Origin of the sequence: Nonomuraea sp. NPDC059194, from assembly GCF_042754765.1 — a bacterium.
In the GTDB taxonomy this organism is placed as follows: domain Bacteria; phylum Actinomycetota; class Actinomycetes; order Streptosporangiales; family Streptosporangiaceae; genus Nonomuraea.
The window spans coordinates 107,406-127,912 of the sequence record NZ_JBHZBH010000008.1 but is presented as its reverse complement, the minus strand read 5'-3'; the positions used below and the strand labels follow the sequence as shown (position 1 = coordinate 127,912).

The window sequence follows — 20,507 nt, the reverse complement described above, 5'->3', positions numbered from 1 at the left end:
GGGCCAACCTTCCTATCCGTAGACGATCCGGCGCAGCTGGCGCAGCGACAGCTCGGGGGCCGCCACGCGCCGCGCGGGTAGTTCCGCCGCGATCCTGGGGAAGATCTCGTCGTTGGTGAAGCCGCGAGCCTTCAGCTCGCCGTGGCGGCGCCGGACGAACTCCTCGACGGGCTCGGAGAAGTAGGCCACCACTTCGGCCACCACGCGCGCCGCCTCACCGTGGGCGAGCTGGCTCGTCCTGGTCAGGTGCGCGATGAGGTCCTCGTAGGGATGCACAGGGCAGGACCCTACGCAGAGATCACACTCCATGCCAACATCTTGCCCGAAATCGGGCAGGAATCACTTAATGGAAAGCCGACACGCCGATGGAGGGAATGCGCGCATGCCCCGCAGGGGACTACACGCGCGCAGAGATCGCCATACCCCGCGAAAGCCGCGAGAGTCGCGCCCGTTACGCTACGTAATTGACTGATCTCGCATCGCAGGGGGTTCTCTCATGCTGCTCTGGGTCGCCGCCGCCCTTCTCGTCGCGCTCGGCCCTACGGGAGCGGTCACACCCGAACCGGGCGGGGCGGCGGCGGTCCACGGGCCGGTCGGCGCGGTCTCGCAGGGGCCGGTCGGCGCCGTCTCGCACGGGCAGGGCGGCGCCGTCTCGCACGGGCGGGGCGCGCAGGGGCCGGGCGGCGCGCAGGAGGACTTCCGGGCCGCGGCCGAGGAGTACGGCGTGCCGGAGAGCGTGCTGCTCGGCGTGTCCTACCTGGAATCCCGCTGGGACACCCACGGCTGGCGGCCCAGCGTGTCGGGAGGGTACGGGCCGATGCACCTGACGGACGCCGAGGCCGTACCGGAGGCGGGTCATCACCACACGGGCGACCCGCGGGGCGACGACACCCGGCCGATGCACCTCGCCGCCGCTCCCCCGGTCTTCGTCGCGCAGGGCGAGCAGACGTTGCAACGGGCGGCGCGGCTGACGGGGCTCCCGCCCGAGCGGCTGCGGCGCGACAGGGCCGCCAACATCAGGGGCGGCGCCGCGCTCCTGGCCGACCAGCAGCGCAGGCTCGGCGCCCCGCTCAGCCCCGACCCGCTCGCCTGGCACGAGGCCGTCGCCCGCTACGCGAGCCCGTCGTTCGCCCACGAGGTGCTGGAGGTCATGCGCGCCGGCGTCGAGCGCCGCACCGACGACGGGTCACTCGTCCGGCTGCACGCGACGCCGGTGCCCGCCCTCAGGATCGCCGCCGCCTCCGCCGCCTCCCCCGCCGAGTGCCCCGCCACGCTGGCGTGCGAATGGATGCCCGCCGCCTACAAGCGCTTCGACAAGGACGACTACGGCAACCACGACCGGATGACGTCCCCGCGGGAGATCGACTACATCGTGATCCACGACACCGAGGGCTCCTACGGCGGCATCCCCTCGCTGGTCAAGAACCCGAAATACGTCAGCTGGCACTACACGATCCGCTCCAAGGACGGGCACGTCGCCCAGCACGTGCTCACCAAGGACGTGGCATGGCACGCCGGCAACTGGGACGTCAACACCCGCTCGATCGGCATCGAACACGAGGGCTTCCTGGCCGAGGGCGGCAGCTGGTACACCGAGGCGATGTACCGCTCCTCGGCCGAGCTGGTCCGGTACCTGGCCACCAAGTACGACGTGCCGCTCGACAGGGCGCACATCATCGGCCACGACAACGTCCCCGGCGCCACCGCCTCCGCCGTGCCCGGCATGCACGACGACCCGGGACCGTACTGGGACTGGGGGCGCTTCCTCGCCATGATGGAGGCGCCCATCGAGGGCGGCGAGAGCGGCCAGTCCGTGATCATCAAGCCCGACTACGGCCTGCACCGGCCCACCTTCGTCGGCTGCTTCCGCAAGCGTCCCCACAGGCAGTGCCGGCCGCAGGGCGCCACCAGCGTCTGGCTCCGCACCGAGCCGCGCGACGACGCGCCCCTGGTCGCCGACATCGGCCAGCGCCGCACCGGATCCTCCACCTACAGCGTCTACGACCAGAGCGCCCGCGCCTCCGTCGGCCAGCGCTACGCCCTCGCCGAGACCTCCGGCGACTGGACGGCCATCTGGTACCTCGGCCAGAAGGCGTGGTTCCGCAACCCGCCGTCCCAGCCCACCGCCGTCCGCGCCACCGGCCCGCTGGTCACCCCGGTCCGTGACAAGGTCAAGGTGTACGGCAGGGCCTACCCCGAGCGGTCGGCCTATCCGCGCGGGGTGGCCTACCAGGAGCACACGCCGCTGCCGTACACGCTGCACCGGGGGCAGTTCTACTCGCTCGGGCAGACGCTGCGCGGGACGTACCTGAAGGCGTCGCACTTCAAGCCGGCCAAGCACGTCACGGTGCGCGGCAAGCTCCGCTACCACCAGATCCAGCTCGGGCACCGGGTGATGTTCGTCAAGGCGGACGACGTGCGGGTGGTGTCGTGAAAGCGCGCTCGACGGCGGCACGTTGCGCACGCGCACTCGCGAAAGGCGATATGGTTTTCTCCGTGGCCGGCGAGCAAATCGCTGGATAACACGCGGAAGTGGCTCAGTGGTAGAGCATCACCTTGCCAAGGTGAGGGTCGCGGGTTCAAATCCCGTCTTCCGCTCGGAGCAAGATCTCCTGGTGGAGTGGCCGAGAGGCGAGGCAGCGGCCTGCAAAGCCGTCCACACGGGTTCAAATCCCGTCTCCACCTCGGGCGTGACGCGGGCCCTTCGGGATCCGCTACAGTAGGTGCAGCACCATGCGGAAGTGGCTCAGTGGTAGAGCATCACCTTGCCAAGGTGAGGGTCGCGGGTTCGAATCCCGTCTTCCGCTCTGAGTTTCAACTCAATACGGACGATTAGCTCAGCGGGAGAGCGCTTCCCTGACACGGAAGAGGTCACTGGTTCAATCCCAGTATCGTCCACCACACGAGGGGACCCTTAGGGGTCCTTTTTCGTATGCGGCCGTTCTCGCGAGCGTCGCCCTCGGGAGCGAACTCGGGCCCGCCCACAGCCGGGAGACCCGCCCTCCCCCGGAAGTCTCACGCCCACCCAGAAGCCTCGGCCCAAGAGACCTCAACCCGCCCGGAGCCCACTCTCTCGCGCCCCGACCCAGGAGACCTCACACCCGCCCGAGGGCTCCACCCCCACCAGACCTCGTCCCGCCCCGAGGGCCTCACCTCGACCCAGGAGACCTCGCCTCCGCCCAAGAGCCCAGCCGGATCGCCCGGCGCGGGAGCGCCGGCCGCTGCCCAAAGCTTGGGGTCGCGGCGGGCCCTGTACACCTAACCAAGCGCTTGCTACGCTCCGCCCATGATGCCCACGATTGTCTGGGGTACCGGCAATGTCGGCCGCGCGGCCATCCGCGCCGTCGAGGCCCACCCGGGGCTGGAGCTCACCGCGGTGCTCGTTCACGACCCCGGCAAGGTCGGCCGCGACGCGGGCGAGCTGGGCGGGCTCGGCCACGATCTGGGCGTCAAGGCGACCGACGACATCGACGCGGTGCTGGCCGCCGGTCCTCGCGCCGTGGTGTACGCGGCCTCCGGCGACCTGCGCCCGGACGAGGCCCTCGCCGACATCGTCAGGGCGATCAGGGCCGGGGCCGTGGTCGTCACCCCCTCGATGTACGCGCTCTACGACCAGCGCAACGCCCCGCCGGAGCTGCGGGAACCGGTGCTGGCCGCCATCGCGGACGGCGGCGGCTCGCTGTTCGTCTCAGGCGTCGACCCCGGCTGGGGCAACGACGTGCTGCCCCTGCTGATCAGCGGACTCGGCGCCACCGTGGACGTGATCCGCTGCCAGGAGATCTTCGACTACTCCACCTACGACCAGCCCGACTCGGTCCGCTACCTGGTCGGCATGGGCCAGCCGATGGACTACGAGCCGCCGATGATCGCGCCCACGGTCCCGACGATGGTGTGGGGCGGGCAGGTACGGCTGATGGCCAGGGCCCTCGGCGCCGAACTCGACGAGATCCGCGAGAGCGTCGATCGGCGCGCGCTCGACTCCACGGTGAGCACCAGGACGATGGGCGAGTTCGAGGCGGGCACGCAGGGCGCCGTGCGGTTCGAGGTGCAGGGCATCGTCGAGGGCGCGGCCCGTATCGTGATCGAGCACGTCACCCGCATCCATCCGTCCTGCGCGCCGGACTGGCCGACGCCGCCCGGCGGCGAGGGAGCGCACCGGGTGATCATCGAGGGCCGTCCGCGGATCGAGGTCACGGTCGAGGCCACCGACGAGGGCGGCAACCGGTCCGCGGGTGGGAACGCCACCGCGGCGGGGCGGCTGGTGAGCGCCATCGACTGGCTCCTGGAGGCCGAGCCGGGGCTCTACGACGCGCTCGACGTCCCGCTGCGCCCGGCGGTCGGCGGACTCGGGACCGGCAGACTCGGAACCGGCGGACTCGGAACCGGCGGACTCGGGACCGGCGGACTCGGGAGGAAGCGGCCATGAATATCGACGTCCCCGAGGGCAAGGACGCCATCGAGTACGTGTGGGGCGAGATGGTGCCCGGCATCGGGATCGCCGCCTCGAAGTTCTCGATGTCGGTCTACACGCACACGACCCTCGGGCTGCGCGAGTTCGAGGCGGCCCGGCTGCGGATCGCGCAGATCAACGGGTGCGCCTTCTGCCTCGACTGGCGGACCGAACGCGACGGGCAGCAAGTCGAGGAGGAGTTCGCCGACGCGGTGACCCGATGGCGTACCACCGACGCCTTCGACGAACGCACCAGGCTGGCCGCCGAGTACGCCGAGCGGTACGCCCTGGACCACCACGGCCTCGACGACGAGTTCTGGACGCGGATGACCGCGCACTATACCCAGCGCGAGATCGTCGAGCTGAGCATGAGCATCGGTTCGTGGCTGACGTTCGGGCGGCTCAACCACGTGCTGGGCCTCGACACCGTGTGCACGCTGTCGGGCGGCTCGGCACCCTCCGTCAAGCGGTAGAAGGCCGCGTCGTGGAGAGGGAGGAACAGCACATGAGTGATAGCCCCAGCGGCTTCTCACGCCGTGGATTCATCGCCGGAACCGGGGCCGTCCTGGGCGTCGCGGCTCTCGCGGGCCGCGCCCCGGCCGCCCGGGCGGAGGCCGTCGTCGCGGCACCTCCGATCGCCGCGGGCGCCCACGTCCAGGCTCTGGTGATCGGCACCGGGTACGGCGGCTCCGTCGCCGCGCTGCGGCTCGCCCAGGCGGGCGTCGAGGTGCACATGGTCGAGATGGGCATGGCCTGGGACACCCCGGGCCCCGACGGCAAGATCTTCTGCAACACCCTCGAACCCGACCACCGCTCCTACTGGCTGCGCACCAGGACCAAGGCGCCCCTCAACTACTTCCTCGGCTTCCCGATCGACAGGAACATCTCCCGCTACACCGGGATCCTGGACGCCGAGGAGTTCGGCGGCATCACGGTCTACCAGGGCCGCGGCGTGGGCGGCGGTTCGCTGGTCAACGGCGGCATGGCCGTCACTCCCAGGCGCGAGAACTTCGGCGCCGTCCTGCCGTCGGTGAACGCCGACGAGATGTACGACGTCTACTACCCGCGCGCCAACGCCGGGCTGGGGGTCGGCGCCGTCGACCCGGCCTGGTTCGACTCCACCCCCTACTACCAGTACGCCAGGGTCGGCCGTAAGCACGCCCAGCGTTCCGGCTTCCCGTTCGTGTTCGTGTCCGACGTCTACGACTGGGACTACATGAAGCAGGAGGCGGCCGGAACCGTACCCAAGTCGGCGCTGGCCGGAGAGATCCTCTACGGCAACAACCACGGCAAGAAGTCCCTGCAGAAGACCTACCTCGCCCAGGCCAGGGCCACCGGCAGGGTCGCCATCTCGCCGCTGCACCAGGTCGCCTCGGTCGCTCCGGCGGCCGGTGGCGGCTACACCGTCGTCATCGACCAACTCGACACCAACGGCGAGACCACGGCCACCAAGACCGTGACCGCCGACAGGGTGTTCTTCGCCGCCGGCAGCGTCGGCACCAGCAAGCTGCTGGTCAAACTGAAGGCCACCGGCGCGCTGCCCGGCCTGAACGACGAGGTCGGCAAGGGCTGGGGCGACAACGGCAACGTCATGTGCGGCCGCGCCAACCACCTGTGGGACCCGACCGGCAAGCTCCAGTCGACCATTCCCTGCGCCGGCATCGACAACTGGGCCGCCGGTGGCGCGTTCGCCGAGGTCGCGCCGCTGCCGACCGGGATCGAGACCTACGCCTCGTTCTACCTGTCGATCACCAGGAACCCGAACCGCGCCCGGTTCACCTGGAACGCCGCGACGGGCGCCGTCGAGCTGAACTGGCAGACCGCCTGGAAGCAGCCGTCCATCGACATGGCGAAAACGATCTTCGACAGGATCAACGCCAAGGAGGGGACGATCTACCGCACCGACCTGTTCGGCGTCTACAAGATCTGGGGCGATCACCTGACGTACCACCCGCTCGGCGGCGTGGTTCTGAACCGGGCCACCGACAACTACGGCCGGCTGCCCGGCTATCCCGGGCTGTACGTCATCGACGGCTCGCTGATCCCCGGCAACACCAGCGTCAACCCGCTCGTCACCATCACGGCGCTCGCCGAGCGGAACATCGAGAAGATCATTACCACCGACCTGGAGTGACGTATCGTCGGGGGATGGGGTTACGTGCCGCGGCCGTCGCGCTGCTGATGATGTTGCCGGCCTGTGCCTCCGCGACGCCCGCCCAGATCGGAACGGCCACGATGACCGAGACCCCGACCCGTTCCGCGGCCACTCCCGCCAGGTCCCCGGGCCCTCCTGATGTGCGGGCGGAGGTCGCGCGGCTGGTGCGGAAGGGCGCGCCCGGAGCGGTCGCCTACGTACGCGAGGGCGAGCGCGTGTGGCAGGCCGCGGCGGGCGTCGCCCGTGAGGGGGTGCCGATGCGGACCGATCACCGGTTCAGGATCGCCAGCATCACCAAGACGTTCACCGCGGCGCTGGTGCTCGAACTCGTCCGTGAGGGACGGCTGGCGGTCACCGACCGGGTCGAGAGCCTGCTGCCAGGGGTGATCAGCACCCGGGCCACCGTGGCCGACCTGCTGCGGCACACCAGCGGCATCCCCGACTACCTGACCGCTCCCGGCTTCACCAAGGCGCTGTGGAGCGGCGGGCACCTCAGGAGGTGGCCGCCCCGCGAACTGCTCGCCGAGGCCGGTCCCCCTGGTCCGCCCGGCACCTACGCCTACTCCAACACCAACTACATCGTCCTCGGCCTGATCCTGGAGAAGGTGGCGGGCAAGCCGTACCGGCAACTGGTCAGGGACCGGATCGGCCTGCGGGCGACCGAGCTGCCCGCCGCCCTGTTACCCGAGGACCTCGCCCACGCGCGGGACGGCGCCACCAAGGTGAACGCGTCGATCTTCTGGACCGCGGGCGGGCTCGTCTCGACGGCGGCGGACGTGGCCGCCTTCTACCGTTCGCTGTTCGACGGCGCGCGGCCGGAGGGCGAGCTGATGAGGAAGGGCGAGTACGGCGTCTTCTCCGAGCGGCTCTACTGCGGCTTGGACGTGCTCACCCACTCCGGCCTGATCCTCGGGTACGGCGGCGCCGCCATGGCTACCGAGGACGGCAGCCGCGTCGCCGTGGTGCAGGTCAACGCCAGCATGCCCGGCGACGCGATCGCCGCGGCCGGGCGGCTCATGTGCTCCTGAGGTCGGGCGCCACGGCTCCATACCATTCCGTATGGTACGGTCTGGGACATGGCGAGCAAACGCGACTGGCTGGAAGCAGGACTCCTGGTGCTGAGCGAGGACGGCGCCCCCGCGCTGACCGTCGAGCGCCTGTGCGCCGATCTCGGCCTGACCAAAGGGTCCTTCTACCACCGCTTCAAGGGCATGGCCGGATTCAGGACCGACCTGCTCGAACACTTCGAGGCCGAGCACACCAGCCGCTACATCGCGGGCGCGGAGGCCGGTGGCGGCGCCGCGTCCGTCAAGCTCAATCGCCTGGTGGACCTGATCCTCGATGACAAGGGCGGCAACCACGACCTGGAGATCGCCATGCGCGCGTGGGCGCTGCAGGACTCCGAGGTCCAGGCGCTGCAGCAGCGCGTCGACCGGCTGCGCGTCGATTACGTCAAGTCCCTGTGGCGTGACCTGGGCGGCCCCGAGGCCGAGGTCGAACCGATGGCGCGCCTGCTCTACCTGGTGCTGGTCGGGGCCCAGCAGGTCGTGCCCCCCGTGCCGGCGGAGGACCTGCGCGAGATCTACACGCTGGCCATGCGGCCGGCGTCGCACGATGGGAGAGACGACGCGTGAACGGGCTGAACCGCTGGATCCCCCGGCTGATCATCGCCACCGCGGTGCTGCACTTCGTCTGGGCCTTCGCCCAGCCCAACGCCTGGGCCGCCATCGTCGCCGACGGGTTCCTGGCGACCGTCGTCGACACCGGCCTGCCCGACTTCTGGATCCGCGAGTCGAGCGTGTGGTTCATGGCGTCCGGCATCGCGCTGCTGGCGCTCGGCACACTGACCCGGCAAATCCTTCGGGCGACGGGGCGGGTGCCCGCGCAGATCGGGTGGTATCTGCTGGCCCTCGGCGTCCCGATGTGCGCGCTCTACTTCCCCGTCACGGGCAGCTGGGCGCTGGTGGTCATCGGGGTGCTCGTGCTGGCCGCCGCCCGCCGTACCGAGGGGGCAGCGGTCACGGCGGAAGCGCGCTGACGATCCTGGGCAGCGGTTGGTGGTGGGAAGGGGGACGCGGTTGGATGTCGGGATGACGTCCGCACACCCGTGGCCCACCACGATCGCCGAGGCCGAGGCCGTACAGGAGCGGCTGCGTCCGCTGGTCGACCTCGCCGACCCGGGGCCGGAGCGCGTGGAGTTCGTGGCCGGACTCGACGTCGGCTACGCCGCCCACGGCGACGAGGTGACGGGGGCGGTCGTCGTCCTGGAGGCCGACACGCTGCGGGTGGTGGACAGCGCGGTCGTCCGCCGGCGCGCGAGCTTCCCCTACGTGCCTGGCCTGTTCGCCTTCCGCGAGCTGCCGCCGCTGCTGGCCGCCCTGGAGGAGCTCGCGGTGCCGCCGGACCTGCTCGTCTGCGACGGGTACGGCCTGGCCCACCCCCGCCGCTTCGGCCTGGCCTGCCACCTGGGCGTGCTGACCGGCCTGCCGGTGATCGGCGTGGCCAAGACCGCCTTCGTGGGAACGCATGACGAGCCCGCCGCCGAGCGCGGGTCGTGGAGTCCGATCCTGCTCGCCGGCGAGGTCGTCGGCCGCGCACTGCGGACGAGGGACGGCGTGAAACCGGTGTACGTGTCGCAGGGCCACCGGGTCGGCCTCGACAACGCCTGCGCCCACGTGCTGCGCATGACACCCGCCTACCGGCTGCCCGAACCGATCAGGGCCGCCGACCGGCTGTCACGCGGTTAGGCGGATCTTGCTGTGCCCTCTCACTGGTTTCCTTGGGACGAACGCGCTCGACAAGCCCGCGGGCGACCATGAAAGTGGGCGCATGACCAGTCTGTACTCGCACGCGGGCGGCGACGAGGCTCTGCACCGGCTCGAGGAGATCTTCTACGCGAAGGTCCTCGAGGATCCCCTGCTCAAGCAGCTGTTTCCCGAGCGCCGTGCCACCCACGTCGATCACCTGACCTGGTTCACGGTCGAGTCCTTCGGTGGGCCCGACCGCTTCACCCGTGAAGTCGGCTTCGACCACCTCATCCAGGTGCACCGCCATCTCGACATCACCGACGAGCAGCGCGAGCGTTTCGTGGAGCTGTACATGGAGGCATTCGACGAGGCAGGGCTGCCGGCCGACGAGCCGTTCCGCGAGGCGGTGCGCGAGCACCTGGAGTTCGGCTCGCGGGTGGCCCAGCAGAACTCCCGCGCCGCCGCCGACGACGACCTCCACCCGCTGCGCGCGGTCCCGCAGTGGACCTGGCGGGAGCCCGGTCAGTCCGGCTCGTAGTCCGGGCCGGAGCCGGTCGTCCGCGACATCACCCGCCCACGGTGGGTACGGCGGTGCGGTCCCTCGCGCCGGTGTCAGAGCCGGTCGAGGAGCGTGCGGAGCTGGGCGATCTCGGCCTGCTGGGTGGTCTCGATCGTCTCGGCCAGCTCCTTGGCCGCCGGATCGGCTCCCGCCTTCTGCTCGGTGCGGGCCATCTCGATCGCGCCCTGGTGGTGGGCGATCATCAGCTCGGCGAAGCGCTTGTCGAACGCGACGCCCTTGGCCGCCTCCAGCTCCTTCATCTGCTCCTCGGTCATGATGCCGGGCATCGAGTGGTGCATCCCGCCGGTGGGCTCGGGCTTGCCCCACGCCTTCAGCCAGCCCTGCATCGTCTGGATCTCGGGGTCCTGCGCCGCCTTGATCTTCTTGGCCAGTTCCTTGATCTCGGGGTCCTCGGCGCGCGTCTCGGCGAGTTCGGCCATCTCCACGGCCTGCTGGTGGTGCGGGATCATCATCTGCGCGAACGTCACGTCCGCCTCGTTGAAGCCGTTCGCGGTGGTGGCGGCGGGAGCGGCGCTGGGTGCGGCGCTCGGTGCGGCCGCCATCTGGTGTTCCGTCGTGGAGCCACAGGCGGTGAGCAGCGCCAGCGCCCCCGTGGCGAGCAGGATTCGGGTCTTATTCATGATTCTCCGTAGTTGGCGAAAGACCTGGATACAGCACTTTCTGGTTCATTGCTACGATATCGCGTAGTAGATTAATCCGTACGCCAGGGAGAAGGCGGCGGCCAGGTACGCCACCCACGCCACGCGCGCGCCGTCCCCGCCCCCCGAGCCACGGCCGCGGAAGAGCGGCACGATCCAGCGCAGGTAGTAGAAGAGGCTCGCGACCGTGTTGACCACGGCCAGCACCGCGAGCCACGCCATGCCGCCGCTCCACGCGGCCGACATCGCCAGCACCTTGCCGGCGAAGACCGCGGTGGGCGGCGTGCCCACCAGGCCGAGCAGGCACACCACGAGCGACGCGGCCAGCCACGGCCTGCCGCGCGCCAGGCCCGCGTAGGCGGCGACGGTGTCCCCGCCGACCGCCACGACGACGGCGAACGCGCCGAGATTGGTGACCGCGTAGGCGGCCAGGTAGAACAGCAGCGCGGGCTCGGCCAGGGCGGTGCCGCCCGCGACCGCGACCGGCAGCAGCAGGTAGCCCGCCTGGCTGATCGTCGAGTAGGCGAGCAGGCGGCGGACGTTGTCCTGGTAGAAGGCCGCGAGGTTGCCGAGCGTCATCGTGGCGGCGGCGACCAGCGCGATGGTCAGGCGCAGGTCGACGACCTCGGTGGCCAGGCGGAACAGCGCGGCGAACGCGCCCAGCTTGGGCACCGTGGTGACGAAGGCGGCGACCGGCCTGGAGGCGCCCTCGGTCACGTCGGGCACCCAGAAGTGGGCGGGCACCGCGCCAGCCTTGAACATCGGCCCCGCCACCAGCAGGAGCGCGGCGACGCCGGCGCCGCTGGTCTGCCGGTAGGCGGTCGTGCCCGCCACGCCGTACAGCAGGGTGACGCCGGCCAGCATGAGGACGCCGAGGAAGGCGCCCATCAGGTAGTACTTCAGCGCGGCCTCGGTGCCGGGGGCGTCCTTGGCGAACCCGGCCAGCGCGTAGGAGGGGATGCCGGCCACCAGGTAGGCGGCGACCAGCAGGAGCAGGTCGGCGGCTCCCGCCAGCAGGATCGTGCCCAGCGCGGACAGCAGGAGCAGAACGTGGACTTCGGCCTCGCGGGGCAGTCCGCGCGCCCATCCGGCGGTCAGAGCAAGGACGACGAGAGTGGCTAGCGCGACGGTGATCCTGGTGACGGTGGTGAGGGCGTCGACGGTGTAGCCGTCCACGGCCATGCCCCCGCTCGTCGCGGCCGTGGCCGCCGCCGCCACCAGGCACGCTCCGCAGATCCAGGGGACGACCCACTGCCTGTCGCGCCGCACGAACATGCCGGTGAGCAGGCCCGCGACCGCGCCCACCAGGACGAGGATCTCGGGCAGCAGCGCGGCGATCATCGGCTCACCAGCGCGACGAGGGCGGCCGAGAACGGCTCGACCAGGTCGAGCAGCCACCGGGGCGCGACACCGATGGCCAGCGAGAGCAGCAGGAGCGGGGCGACCGCGGCCAGCTCCCGCGGCCGCACGTCGGTGACCCGCAACTCCCCCTGGGGGCCGAGGAAGGCCCGGTGCAGGGCGCGCAGCAGCAGCGCGGCGGTGATCAGGATGCCGGTGATCGCCAGCGCGCCCTGCCAGAGCGCGCCCGCGCCGATGACCCCGGCGAAGATCTGGAACTCGGCGATGAAGCCCGACAGCCCGGGAAGCCCGAGCGAGGCGAAGGCGGCCACGGCGGTGAGCGCGGCGAACACCGGCGCGGTGGCCGCGACGCCGCCGAGGCGGTTCAGGTCGTAGCTGCGCGCCCTGTCCCACAGCACGCCGGTCAGCAGGAACAGCGCTCCGGTGATCAGGCCGTGGCTGACCATCTGCGTGACCGCGCCGCTGACCGCGAGCTCCCGTGCCCTGGCGTCGCCCGCGACCAGTCCCGCCGCGCCCAGGGCCAGGACGATGTAGCCCATGTGGTTGACCGAGGTGTAGGCGACCAGGCGCTTGAGGTTGTCCTGGGCCAGGGCGACGAGCGCGCCGTACAGGACGCTGACCAGGCCGACGGCCATGATCACCCAGGCGTACCGCTGCCACGGTCCCGGCAGCATGGGCATGGCGATCCTGGCGAGGCCGTACGTGCCCATCTTCAGCAGCACCCCCGCCAGGATCGCCGAGCCCTCCGCGGGGGCGTCGGTGTGCGCGGGCGGCAGCCAGGTGTGCAGCGGGACGACGGGCGTCTTGACCGCCAGGCCGACGAAGACGGCCAGCAGGACGGCGGCGCCCGCGGGCGGCGGGCGGCCCGTCAGCTCGACCATGTCGAACGTGCCGCCCGCCAGGTAGAGGCCGATGAAGCCGAGCAGCAGCACCAGGGAGCCGAGGAAGGTGTAGAGGAAGAACGTCAGCGCCGAGCGGGCCCTGTCGCCGTGGCCCCAGCCGACGATCACGGCGTACATGCCGACGATGGACAGGTCGAAGAAGACGAAGAACAGCAGCAGGTCGAGCGAGGCGAACACGCCCAGCGAAACCGTCTGCAGGAACAGGAAGAGGGCGGCGAGGGCGCGATCGGGCCTGGCGTAGATCGCGCACACCAGGAACAGCACGTCGGTCATCGCGATCAGCGGCAGCGACAGGCCGTCGACGCCCACGTGGTAGCCGGCGCCGATCGAGGGGATCCAGCGCAGCCGCTGCTCGTGGCCGATGCCGCCGTCGTAGCCCGCCCACATCGCGATCACCAGGGCCAGGTCGGCCAGGGCCGCCGCGGGCCAGACCCAGCGGGCCGCCCGCCCCGCGAACGGCAGGAGCGCGGCCGACAGCAGCGGCAGGAACACCGCCAGCGAGAGCACGCCTCACCTCACCAGGACGAGCACGACGGCGAGCAGGAGCAGGCCGACCACCGCCTGGGCGAAGTAGGTGTGGACCTGCCCGGTCTGCGGGCGCCTGGCCAGCTCACCCGCTCGCGCCGCGCCGCCGGCGACCGTCCTGACCAGGCCGTCGACGCCCGCCTCGAAGGGACTTCTGGCCAGGCGGGCGGCGGCGACGGCGAGCCTGGGCACGGCCCGTACCGCGCCGCCGATCACCTGGTCGTCGAACCTGGCCAGCGCATGAGCCAGCCGGTCGGCGGGCCGCCACACCGTCGCGACCGCCAGCTTCTCCAGGCGCAGCCAGTCCGCCAGGATCGCCGGTACGGCAGGCCGTTCATCCGTCCCCGGTGTCGCCGGTACGGCAGGCCGTACCCGGGTTGCGATCATCACCACGGCGACGGCCAGCCCGCCCGACAGCGCCAGCTCCCCCGCGCCCGGGGCGCGCGCCGACAGGTCGCCCAGCAGCGCGGACCATGGCCCGAACACCGCGGGCAGGCCGACGACCCCGAAGGCCGCCGCGACCACGGCGAGCGCCGGAAGCGGAAGCCGTTCGAGCATCCCCACCGGGCGCCCCTGCCGCTGGCCGTCGCTCCAGACGGCGACGACGGCCTTGGTGGCGTAGGCGGCGGCCAGCAGCGCGCCGCCCAGCGCGACCACGCGCAGCGGCGCGGACGGCACAGCCGTCAGGACCATGTCCTTGGTGACCCACAGCGACAGCGGCGGCACGCCCGCCAGCGCCAGCCCGCCCACGGCGAAGGTGACGCCGACCAGCCGGTGACGGCGCGCCGCCCCGCGCAGCTCGCCCAGGTCTCTGGTGCCCATCGAGGTGAGCCACGCGCCCGCGCAGAGGAACAGCAGGCTCTTGACGGCGGCGTGCGCGACCAGGTGCGCCGCGCCGCCCGCCACGGCCGCGACGCCCGCCGCCAGCACCATGAACCCGAGCTGGGCGCAGGTCGAGGCGGCCAGCAGCTGCTTCAGATCGCGCTGCGCCACGGCCACGGCGCCCAGCAGCAGTGCGGTCAGCGCTCCCGCCCACGCCACCAACGCCGCTGCCCAGCCGGTGGCCGCCAGCAGGGGTTGCAGGCGCAGCAGCAGGTAGGCGCCCGCGGCCACCATCGTGGCCGAGTGGAGCAGCGCCGAGACGGGGCTCGGGCCCGCCATCGCCCTGGACAGCCAGAACGAGAACGGCAGCTGGGCCGACTTGCCCAGCGCGGCCAGCACGACCCCCGCCGCGATCAGGTCGCGCCACGGGCCCGCCGTGTCCGCCAGCCCCGCCAGGGTGAACGCGTCCTGATGGCCGGGCCTGGCGGCGAGCGCGCAGCCGGCGGCGAAGTACAGGCCGAGGTCGCCCGCGCGGGTGGTGACGAAGGCGACGGTCGCCGACCTCACGCGGTCGGGCTCGCGCCACCAGAAGCCGATCAGCGCGTAGGACATCGCGCCCATCAGCTCCCACCCCATCAGCAGCAGCACCAGGTCGGTGGCGGTGACGGTGAGCAGCATCGCGCCGACGAACACCAGCATCAGGCCGAAGAACCTGCTCCTGTCCGCGCGCACGTCGCCCGCGGCGAAGACCAGGACGGCCAGCGACACCGCCGCGACCGTCACCGCCATCACCGCCGACAGCCCGTCGATCGCCAGCCCCGCCGCCAGGCCGCCGAACAGCTCGAAGGACAGCCGCGGCCTGACCGCCGCCGCCCAGCAGGCCAGCGCCAGCGTCACCAGGGCGACCAGCACGGCGGCGGGCGCGGCGATCCTGTCGGCGCGCCGCAGCCAGACCAGCAGCCCGCCCGCGAGCAGCGGCAGCCCCGGCAGCACGGCGCTCATCCCTTGAGGTCTCCCGCCTCGTCGGTGGTGTCGACCTCGCGGGCCCTGAAGATGGCGGTGACCACGGCGAAGCCCATGGCCATCTCCAGCGCCATCACCGTCAGCGCGACCAGCACGAGGACCTGGCCGTCGGCGGCGGTAGGGGCAAGGAAGTACCAGAACGCGCCGCCCGCGACGAGCACGCCGTTGATCATGAGCTCGAGGCCCATCATCAGCATCACGATCGACTGCTGGGACAGCGCGCCGTACACACCGATGGCGAACAGCGCGGCGGCCAGCAGCAGGAAGGACTCAAGCGTCATAGCGCCCCCTGTGTGTCGCGAGTACGACGGCAGCGATCATGGTGGCCAGGATGGCGACCCCGAGGACGATCATCACCAGCATCTGCGGCCCCATGATCGCCAGCCCGAGGGCGTGCGCGGGATCGGATGGCGGCCGCCCCCTGCGTTCGGGCCACGGCGTCAGCAGCGCGCCCGCCGCCAGGGCGGCGAACACCGCGGCCGCGATCAGCGCCGCGCCGCGGTTGTTGTGGACCATCGTCATCGGCATGAGCCCCGCGGGGTTCATCATGAACATGATCATGAACACCGCCATGATCATCATTTCCATGACCATCATCAGAATGATCAGCACGCCGAGGTAGGCCAGGTCGATCAGCAGGAACGTGAGCCCGACGCAGAGGAAGGAGGCCAGCAGCGCGAACGTCGCTCGCGCCATCGAGTCGACCGCGAACACCGCGACGCCGAACCCCACCGACGCGACGGCCAGCACCCAGAACAGCATCAGATCACCACGATTCCCACCACGAGCAGTTGCAGCAGCGCCAGCGGCAGCAGGACCAGCCACGAGGCCTGCGTGAAGCGGTCCATCCTGATCGCCGGGACCCTGTGCCTGACCAGCACGAGGAATGCCAGCACCACCGCCGCCTTCAGCAGGCTTCCGCCACCGAGGAACAGCGGCCCCGCCGCCCACGCCGCCACCGCGAGCATGAGGTAGCGCCCCGCCTGGAAGACCAGCCGGTCGGGCCCCGACAGCTCGGCCGTCACCCCTCCGGCCAGGTCGGTTCCGAGCGGCCGGCTCATGGGGCCCCAGAACGCCATCGCCAGCGCGGAGACCAGATAGATGGCGAAGGCCACGGGCATCCAGAGCGCGAACCACGCTCCCCGCTGCGCCTCCTCCACGACTCGCAGGTCGAGCGAGCCCGCGCCGAGCGCCGCCGTGATCAGCGCGAACATGTGCGGCAGCTCGTAGGCCAGCCCCTGCGCGAGAAAGCGGTAGCCGCCGATCAGGGGGTAGACCGAGTTGCAGCCCCAGCCGGTCAGCCACAGGGAGGCCCAGGCGCAGACCTCCATGGCGTTGAACCAGACGATACCGACGCTGGAGTCGACCAGCGGCGCGCCGTCCAGCGGCAGGACGACCATGGCGAGGGTGGCGACGAAGGGCAGGCTGATGACCCCGATCCGCATGAGCGGCGTGTCGGGCAGCAGCGTGCAGCGGCGCTGCTGGAGCAGCAGCCTGGCCGTCTCGCGCAGCGCTGCGGCCGGCGAGCGGGTGGTGAGCGCGCCGTCCAGTATCGCCGCGCCGAGCGCGAGGGCCGCGAGGGCGAGCAGTTCACGCATGGAGCACCTGCTCGACGTCGGGGTCAAGGCCGGCGACGATCAGCCTGGCCTGGGCCAGCTCCGTGCCTGCCAGCAGCTCGGGGAGGCGGTCGAGCGCGGGGCCGGGTGGCGGGGGGCCGTCGGGTGGGGTACGGATGTCGTCGAGCATGCGCTCCATCCGGCCCAGCACGTCGGTGCCGTCGAGGGTGCCGAGGTCCTTGAGCATCCAGCGCAGGACGCGAGAGCGGCGCACCCGGCGATCGAACCGGCCGAACGCCCGCGCCGCCGCCTCGTCGCCCGCCCAGTTCCCCTCGGCACTGCCGGGAAGGCGCCCCCTTCCGGGGAGCCGGTCCCATCCGGGCAGCCGGTCCCATCCGGGGTGCCGGTCCCCGGGGTCGGAACTGTCGGGCGGGAGGCCAGGGCTGTCGGGCGGGCGGCCGGGGCTGTCGGGCGGAAGGCCGGGGCTGTCGGGCGGAAGGCCGGGGCCTTGGAGGTCGGAGCGGAGGAGGCTGTTGCGCAGGAGGCGGGCCTGCGCGGCGGCCGAGGGCCAGCCCGCGACGCCCAGGAGCCGCGCGAGGCCGTCGAGCCGCGCCGCCGCCCGCCGTCGCGTGCCCTCGCCACCGGTCACCGGGCCCGAGCGCACCCACGGCTCGATCCAGTACGGCACGCCGGGGCCGCCGCCGCTCGGAAGGACCTCGACCCTGGCCTCCTGGATGACGTCGCCCTGCAGGACGGTGTGGACGATCAGACCCGCCGGCCAGTCGGGGAGGATCGGGCCGAGGGGGACGTGGAGCCGGTCGAGCCGCAGACCGTCCCGGTCGTCGCCCCTGGTGGCCATCGCCAGTCCGCCGGGGCTGCCCATGTGATGCGCGTGTCCCCCGTTCCCGCCAGCACCGTGTTCGTGGCCGCCATGCGCATGTCCGCCATGCTCATGTCCGCCGTGCTCATGTCCGCCGTGCTCATGTCCGCCGTGCTCATGTCCGCCGTGCTCATGTCCGCCGTGCTCACGGTGCCCGTGCTCGTGATCTCCACCCCCGCGATCCCCGTGACCGTGGTTCCCGTGCTCGTGACCCCCCTGCTCGTGACTCCCCTGCTCGTGGTTCCCGTGGTCGTGGCTCCCCTGCTCGTGGCTCCCGTGGTCGTGGCTCCCGTGGTCGTCGGTTTCCGGTGGGTGCGGGCCGTCCTGGGGGTGCGGTTCGCCGTCGTCGTCCGGGCGGGCTCCAGCCAGCGCGGCGACCGCCTGGTCCAGGCGCTGCGCCACCTCGGCTGCGCTCACCGTCCCCGGCAGTTCCACCAACGCCCGGGGGCGCGGGACGGCCGCCCACGCCTGCCGTACCAGCTCGGCCAGTCTCTCCCCCGGCGCGCCGCACACCACGAGCACGCTCGCCGCCGCGGGAGAGGGGGCGGGCAGCCATCCCCGCCCGGCCACCTCCGCCTCCACCAGCAGCCGCGCGCGCGTGCCGAAGGGCGCGGCGACGACCAGAGGCCTGGGGCCGCGCGCCGCCGCCCGCGCGAGCCAGCCGGTCAGGCCCACCGCAGCGCCCCTTCACGCCACGCGTACAGGACGCCGACCATCAGCAGTCCGAGGAAGACGAACATCTCCACCACCGCCTCCGCGCCCACCTCCGCGACGACGAGCGCCCACGGGTACATGAAGACCATCTCCATGTCGAAGGCGAGGAAGACGAGCGTCACCGCGTACCAGCGCACGTGGAAGCGGGACAGCGCGTGTTCGGGCAGTGCGGGGAACGGCATGACGCTTGCGGGCGCGACGCGCAGAGAGACCAGGTACACCCCCGCCACCCCCGCGGCGAGCAGACCGAGAACGGCCAGGACCGCTGTCATGATCACCCCCGCGCCAGACAGGTACTAGGGTGCGTAGTACCCCCGCTGATCACAGGTGAACCACCCCCGCCGGCCCAGCCCCTTGGACCCGGCGCGATGGCGAAGGGGCAGGTCAGATGTCCAGGTCGAGCCGGGCGAGGGGTTCGACCAGCTACTCGCTCACCGAGAGCGGCGCGGCGCTGGTCGAGGTGATGCGCCCGCTGATGACGTGGGCCGACAGGTGGGCGGACCAGCCGGCGCTGTAGCCGATCGTTCTAGGGTGGCCCCATGGACTTCCTGGAGATCGCCGTCGAACAGGCCCGCGCCGGGCTGGCCGAGGGCGGGGTGCCCGTGGGGGCGGCGCTGGTGGCCGACGGCCAGGTGCTCGGCGCCGGCCGTAACCGCAGGGTGCAGGAGGGCAGCGTCATCCGCCACGGCGAGACCGACGCGCTGGAACGCGCGGGCCGCAGGAGCGCGCACGTCTACCGGCGCTCCACCATGTACACGACGCTGTCGCCGTGCGCGATGTGCACCGGCGCGATCCTGCTCTACGAGATCCCGCGCGTGGTGATCGGCGAGAACCGCACGTTCATGGGCCGCGAGGATCTCCTGATCGCCCACGGCGTGGAGGTCGTGGTGGTCGACTCCGCCGAATGCCGCGCGCTGATGGCGGCGTTCATCGAGCGGTGGCCGCAGGTTTGGAACGAGGACATCGGGCAGCCGGAGGAGTAACAGACTGTCCCTTTCCGGTTACCGAAAATCACCGCAAGGCGGCCAGGCTCGCGGCTAAGGTCGCCCCATGGATCTACTCGCGCGTGCCGGGGAGCTGAAGCCGGAGTTGCTGGAGTTCGCGGTGTCAGGACGGTTCACCAGGGAACTCGGCCTGGTCTACAGCCGTTTCTTCCCCGACGGGGTGATCACTGACGAGGCGACCTCCGCGCTCGCGCTCGACCACTTCGCGCTGGAGTACCGCCTTCCCGGCGGCGACCTGCTGGTCGACAGGTTCGTGGCCGAGCGTCCCGAGCTGCACGAGGCCGAGCGTGCCATGGTGCTCGGCTGGAAGGACGTGGTCGAGGGCATCTTCGAGGTGCGCACGGTCGCGGGCCCGGCGATCATCCTGTTCAACCTGATCGACGAGTTGACCTACACCGCCCACTCCGATCTGGGTGAGGCCGCCTTCGACGTGCTCGATCCGGGGATGTTCATGGTCGGGCGGCTCATCCCGGTCACGCTGGACGACTGGATGATCAGTGCCACCCCCGCCGTCTACACCGCCGAGGCGCGAGCGCACCTGGTGCGCTCGGCGGCCGAGGTCGCGCTGCGCCACCCGGCCAGGGTGTTCCGCAATCCGGCCCTGCTGGCCGAGGCGTGGCAGATCCAGGCCGCGCAGCGGCGGCAGTTCGTCGAGCACTTCGGCTCCGACCTGGTCGTGCTGCGGGGTGAGGAGGTCGCGGCGCGGATGCGGGCGTTCACGTCGTTGGAGTTCCCCGACCATCTCCACGAGGAGGAGAGCGTCGCGTTGATCTTCGACGAGCGCGACGGGCTCGGCTACTACACCGACTTCGCCGCGGTCGAGGCGGCCTTCGCCGACCCCTCTCTGGTGACCAGGGGCCGCTACCGCGATGCCGTCAGCCGCTACCTGAGGGGCGACGCGGTCTCCCCCGTGCCGGTCAGGCTCCTGGCGGCGCGCGACCACGAGCGGGCGGGCGAGGTGTTCGCGGCGCTGCTGGGGCGGCGCGGCTTCACCTGGCGGCTGGACGGCGAGGCGCTGCTGCGAGCGCACAAGCCCGGCTACTTCGCCGCGCCCCGCCTGCCTGCCTGCACTCCCGTCACCGGCGTGATCGCCGAGCTGGACCGCGCGCTGGAGGAGGGCGCGTTGGAGGAAGGCATGGTCTGAGATCCGGT

22 protein-coding genes and 4 tRNA genes are annotated in these 20,507 nt (G+C 71.6%); 16 read left to right on the top strand and 10 right to left on the bottom strand.

Translation table 11 applies throughout. The features are described 5' to 3' along the window. Window positions 1-12 precede the first annotated feature (12 nt). Window positions 13-276 carry a hypothetical protein gene (locus ACFXJ8_RS13590; protein WP_379644171.1) on the bottom strand — a complete coding sequence of 88 codons (264 nt, stop codon included), beginning with the start codon at window positions 274-276 and terminating at the stop codon, window positions 13-15. A 220-nt stretch (window positions 277-496) separates the two neighbouring features. Here ACFXJ8_RS13590 and ACFXJ8_RS13585 point away from each other — a divergent pair, with 220 nt between their 5' ends. The 13 genes from ACFXJ8_RS13585 (at window position 497) to ACFXJ8_RS13525 (ending at window position 9,890) form a co-directional block, all read left to right on the top strand. Then, window positions 497-2,434, top strand: coding sequence for an N-acetylmuramoyl-L-alanine amidase (locus tag ACFXJ8_RS13585; RefSeq protein ID WP_379644170.1), 1,938 nt, complete (start codon window positions 497-499; stop codon window positions 2,432-2,434). A gap of 92 nt (window positions 2,435-2,526) precedes the next feature. Beyond that, window positions 2,527-2,598: transfer RNA gene (locus ACFXJ8_RS13580), tRNA-Gly, on the top strand. 16 nt (window positions 2,599-2,614) lie between these two features. Next, window positions 2,615-2,685 (top strand) — tRNA-Cys (locus ACFXJ8_RS13575). Window positions 2,686-2,735: 50 nt separating this feature from the next. After that, window positions 2,736-2,807 (top strand) — tRNA-Gly (locus tag ACFXJ8_RS13570). A 19-nt stretch (window positions 2,808-2,826) separates the two neighbouring features. Continuing rightward, a tRNA-Val gene (locus ACFXJ8_RS13565) sits at window positions 2,827-2,901 on the top strand. 385 nt (window positions 2,902-3,286) lie between these two features. Then, window positions 3,287-4,426, top strand: coding sequence for a dihydrodipicolinate reductase (locus tag ACFXJ8_RS13560; RefSeq protein ID WP_379644169.1), 1,140 nt, complete (start codon window positions 3,287-3,289; stop codon window positions 4,424-4,426). Continuing rightward, entirely contained in the window at window positions 4,423-4,923 is a 501-nt protein-coding gene (locus tag ACFXJ8_RS13555) for a carboxymuconolactone decarboxylase family protein (protein ID WP_379644168.1), read from the top strand. Before ACFXJ8_RS13560 ends, ACFXJ8_RS13555 begins: the two co-directional genes overlap by 4 nt. Window positions 4,924-4,955: 32 nt before the next feature. Continuing rightward, window positions 4,956-6,584 (top strand): GMC oxidoreductase, encoded by a 1,629-nt coding sequence (locus tag ACFXJ8_RS13550; RefSeq protein ID WP_379644167.1) that lies wholly within the window; start codon window positions 4,956-4,958, stop codon window positions 6,582-6,584. Between the two features lie 14 nt (window positions 6,585-6,598). Next, window positions 6,599-7,633: a serine hydrolase domain-containing protein gene (locus ACFXJ8_RS13545; protein ID WP_379644166.1), complete on the top strand. Its 1,035-nt coding sequence runs from the start codon at window positions 6,599-6,601 to the stop codon at window positions 7,631-7,633. 48 nt (window positions 7,634-7,681) lie between these two features. Continuing rightward, the gene (locus ACFXJ8_RS13540; protein WP_379644165.1) at window positions 7,682-8,239 is read left to right on the top strand and encodes a TetR/AcrR family transcriptional regulator; all 558 of its coding nucleotides are present in this window, start codon (window positions 7,682-7,684) and stop codon (window positions 8,237-8,239) included. Beyond that, on the top strand, window positions 8,236-8,643 hold the full coding sequence (locus tag ACFXJ8_RS13535) for a DUF6463 family protein (protein ID WP_379644164.1): 408 nt from the start codon (window positions 8,236-8,238) through the stop codon (window positions 8,641-8,643). The genes ACFXJ8_RS13540 and ACFXJ8_RS13535 overlap by 4 nt, the downstream gene beginning before the upstream one ends. Before the next feature lie 52 nt (window positions 8,644-8,695). Continuing rightward, complete coding sequence (gene nfi, locus ACFXJ8_RS13530; protein WP_379644163.1) at window positions 8,696-9,352, top strand: deoxyribonuclease V; 657 nt, start codon at window positions 8,696-8,698, stop codon at window positions 9,350-9,352. 82 nt (window positions 9,353-9,434) lie between these two features. After that, complete coding sequence (locus tag ACFXJ8_RS13525; protein ID WP_379644162.1) at window positions 9,435-9,890, top strand: group II truncated hemoglobin; 456 nt, start codon at window positions 9,435-9,437, stop codon at window positions 9,888-9,890. 74 nt (window positions 9,891-9,964) lie between these two features. Here the strand turns inward: ACFXJ8_RS13525 and ACFXJ8_RS13520 are convergent, their stop codons facing one another. The 9 genes from ACFXJ8_RS13520 to ACFXJ8_RS13480 are packed head-to-tail and all read right to left on the bottom strand — an operon-like array spanning window position 9,965 to window position 18,623. After that, the gene (locus ACFXJ8_RS13520) at window positions 9,965-10,552 is read right to left on the bottom strand and encodes a DUF305 domain-containing protein (protein WP_379644161.1); all 588 of its coding nucleotides are present in this window, start codon (window positions 10,550-10,552) and stop codon (window positions 9,965-9,967) included. Window positions 10,553-10,603: 51 nt separating this feature from the next. After that, window positions 10,604-11,911 (bottom strand): NADH-quinone oxidoreductase subunit N, encoded by a 1,308-nt coding sequence (locus ACFXJ8_RS13515; protein WP_379644160.1) that lies wholly within the window; start codon window positions 11,909-11,911, stop codon window positions 10,604-10,606. After that, window positions 11,908-13,338, bottom strand: a complete 1,431-nt coding sequence (locus ACFXJ8_RS13510) for a NuoM family protein (protein WP_379644159.1) — start codon at window positions 13,336-13,338, stop codon at window positions 11,908-11,910. The genes ACFXJ8_RS13515 and ACFXJ8_RS13510 overlap by 4 nt, the downstream gene beginning before the upstream one ends. Before the next feature lie 3 nt (window positions 13,339-13,341). After that, the gene (locus tag ACFXJ8_RS13505) at window positions 13,342-15,180 is read right to left on the bottom strand and encodes a proton-conducting transporter membrane subunit (RefSeq protein ID WP_379644158.1); all 1,839 of its coding nucleotides are present in this window, start codon (window positions 15,178-15,180) and stop codon (window positions 13,342-13,344) included. Beyond that, window positions 15,177-15,482, bottom strand: a complete 306-nt coding sequence (gene nuoK, locus ACFXJ8_RS13500; RefSeq protein WP_379644157.1) for an NADH-quinone oxidoreductase subunit NuoK — start codon at window positions 15,480-15,482, stop codon at window positions 15,177-15,179. Before nuoK ends, ACFXJ8_RS13505 begins: the two co-directional genes overlap by 4 nt. Continuing rightward, entirely contained in the window at window positions 15,472-15,963 is a 492-nt protein-coding gene (locus ACFXJ8_RS13495; protein ID WP_379644156.1) for an NADH-quinone oxidoreductase subunit J, read from the bottom strand. Before ACFXJ8_RS13495 ends, nuoK begins: the two co-directional genes overlap by 11 nt. After that, window positions 15,963-16,799 (bottom strand): NADH-quinone oxidoreductase subunit H, encoded by an 837-nt coding sequence (locus ACFXJ8_RS13490; RefSeq protein WP_379644155.1) that lies wholly within the window; start codon window positions 16,797-16,799, stop codon window positions 15,963-15,965. Before ACFXJ8_RS13490 ends, ACFXJ8_RS13495 begins: the two co-directional genes overlap by 1 nt. Continuing rightward, window positions 16,792-18,312, bottom strand: coding sequence for a hypothetical protein (locus tag ACFXJ8_RS13485; RefSeq protein WP_379644154.1), 1,521 nt, complete (start codon window positions 18,310-18,312; stop codon window positions 16,792-16,794). Before ACFXJ8_RS13485 ends, ACFXJ8_RS13490 begins: the two co-directional genes overlap by 8 nt. After that, entirely contained in the window at window positions 18,303-18,623 is a 321-nt protein-coding gene (locus ACFXJ8_RS13480; RefSeq protein WP_379644153.1) for an NADH-quinone oxidoreductase subunit A, read from the bottom strand. Before ACFXJ8_RS13480 ends, ACFXJ8_RS13485 begins: the two co-directional genes overlap by 10 nt. Window positions 18,624-18,739: 116 nt before the next feature. Between ACFXJ8_RS13480 and ACFXJ8_RS13475 the strand changes: the two genes are divergently transcribed. The 3 genes from ACFXJ8_RS13475 (at window position 18,740) to ACFXJ8_RS13465 (ending at window position 20,499) form a co-directional block, all read left to right on the top strand. Next, window positions 18,740-18,868 (top strand): winged helix-turn-helix transcriptional regulator, encoded by a 129-nt coding sequence (locus ACFXJ8_RS13475; protein WP_379644152.1) that lies wholly within the window; start codon window positions 18,740-18,742, stop codon window positions 18,866-18,868. Between the two features lie 22 nt (window positions 18,869-18,890). After that, window positions 18,891-19,334 (top strand): nucleoside deaminase, encoded by a 444-nt coding sequence (locus tag ACFXJ8_RS13470; protein ID WP_379644151.1) that lies wholly within the window; start codon window positions 18,891-18,893, stop codon window positions 19,332-19,334. A gap of 67 nt (window positions 19,335-19,401) precedes the next feature. Beyond that, complete coding sequence (locus tag ACFXJ8_RS13465; RefSeq protein WP_379644150.1) at window positions 19,402-20,499, top strand: hypothetical protein; 1,098 nt, start codon at window positions 19,402-19,404, stop codon at window positions 20,497-20,499. The last annotated feature ends 8 nt before the right edge of the window (window positions 20,500-20,507 follow it).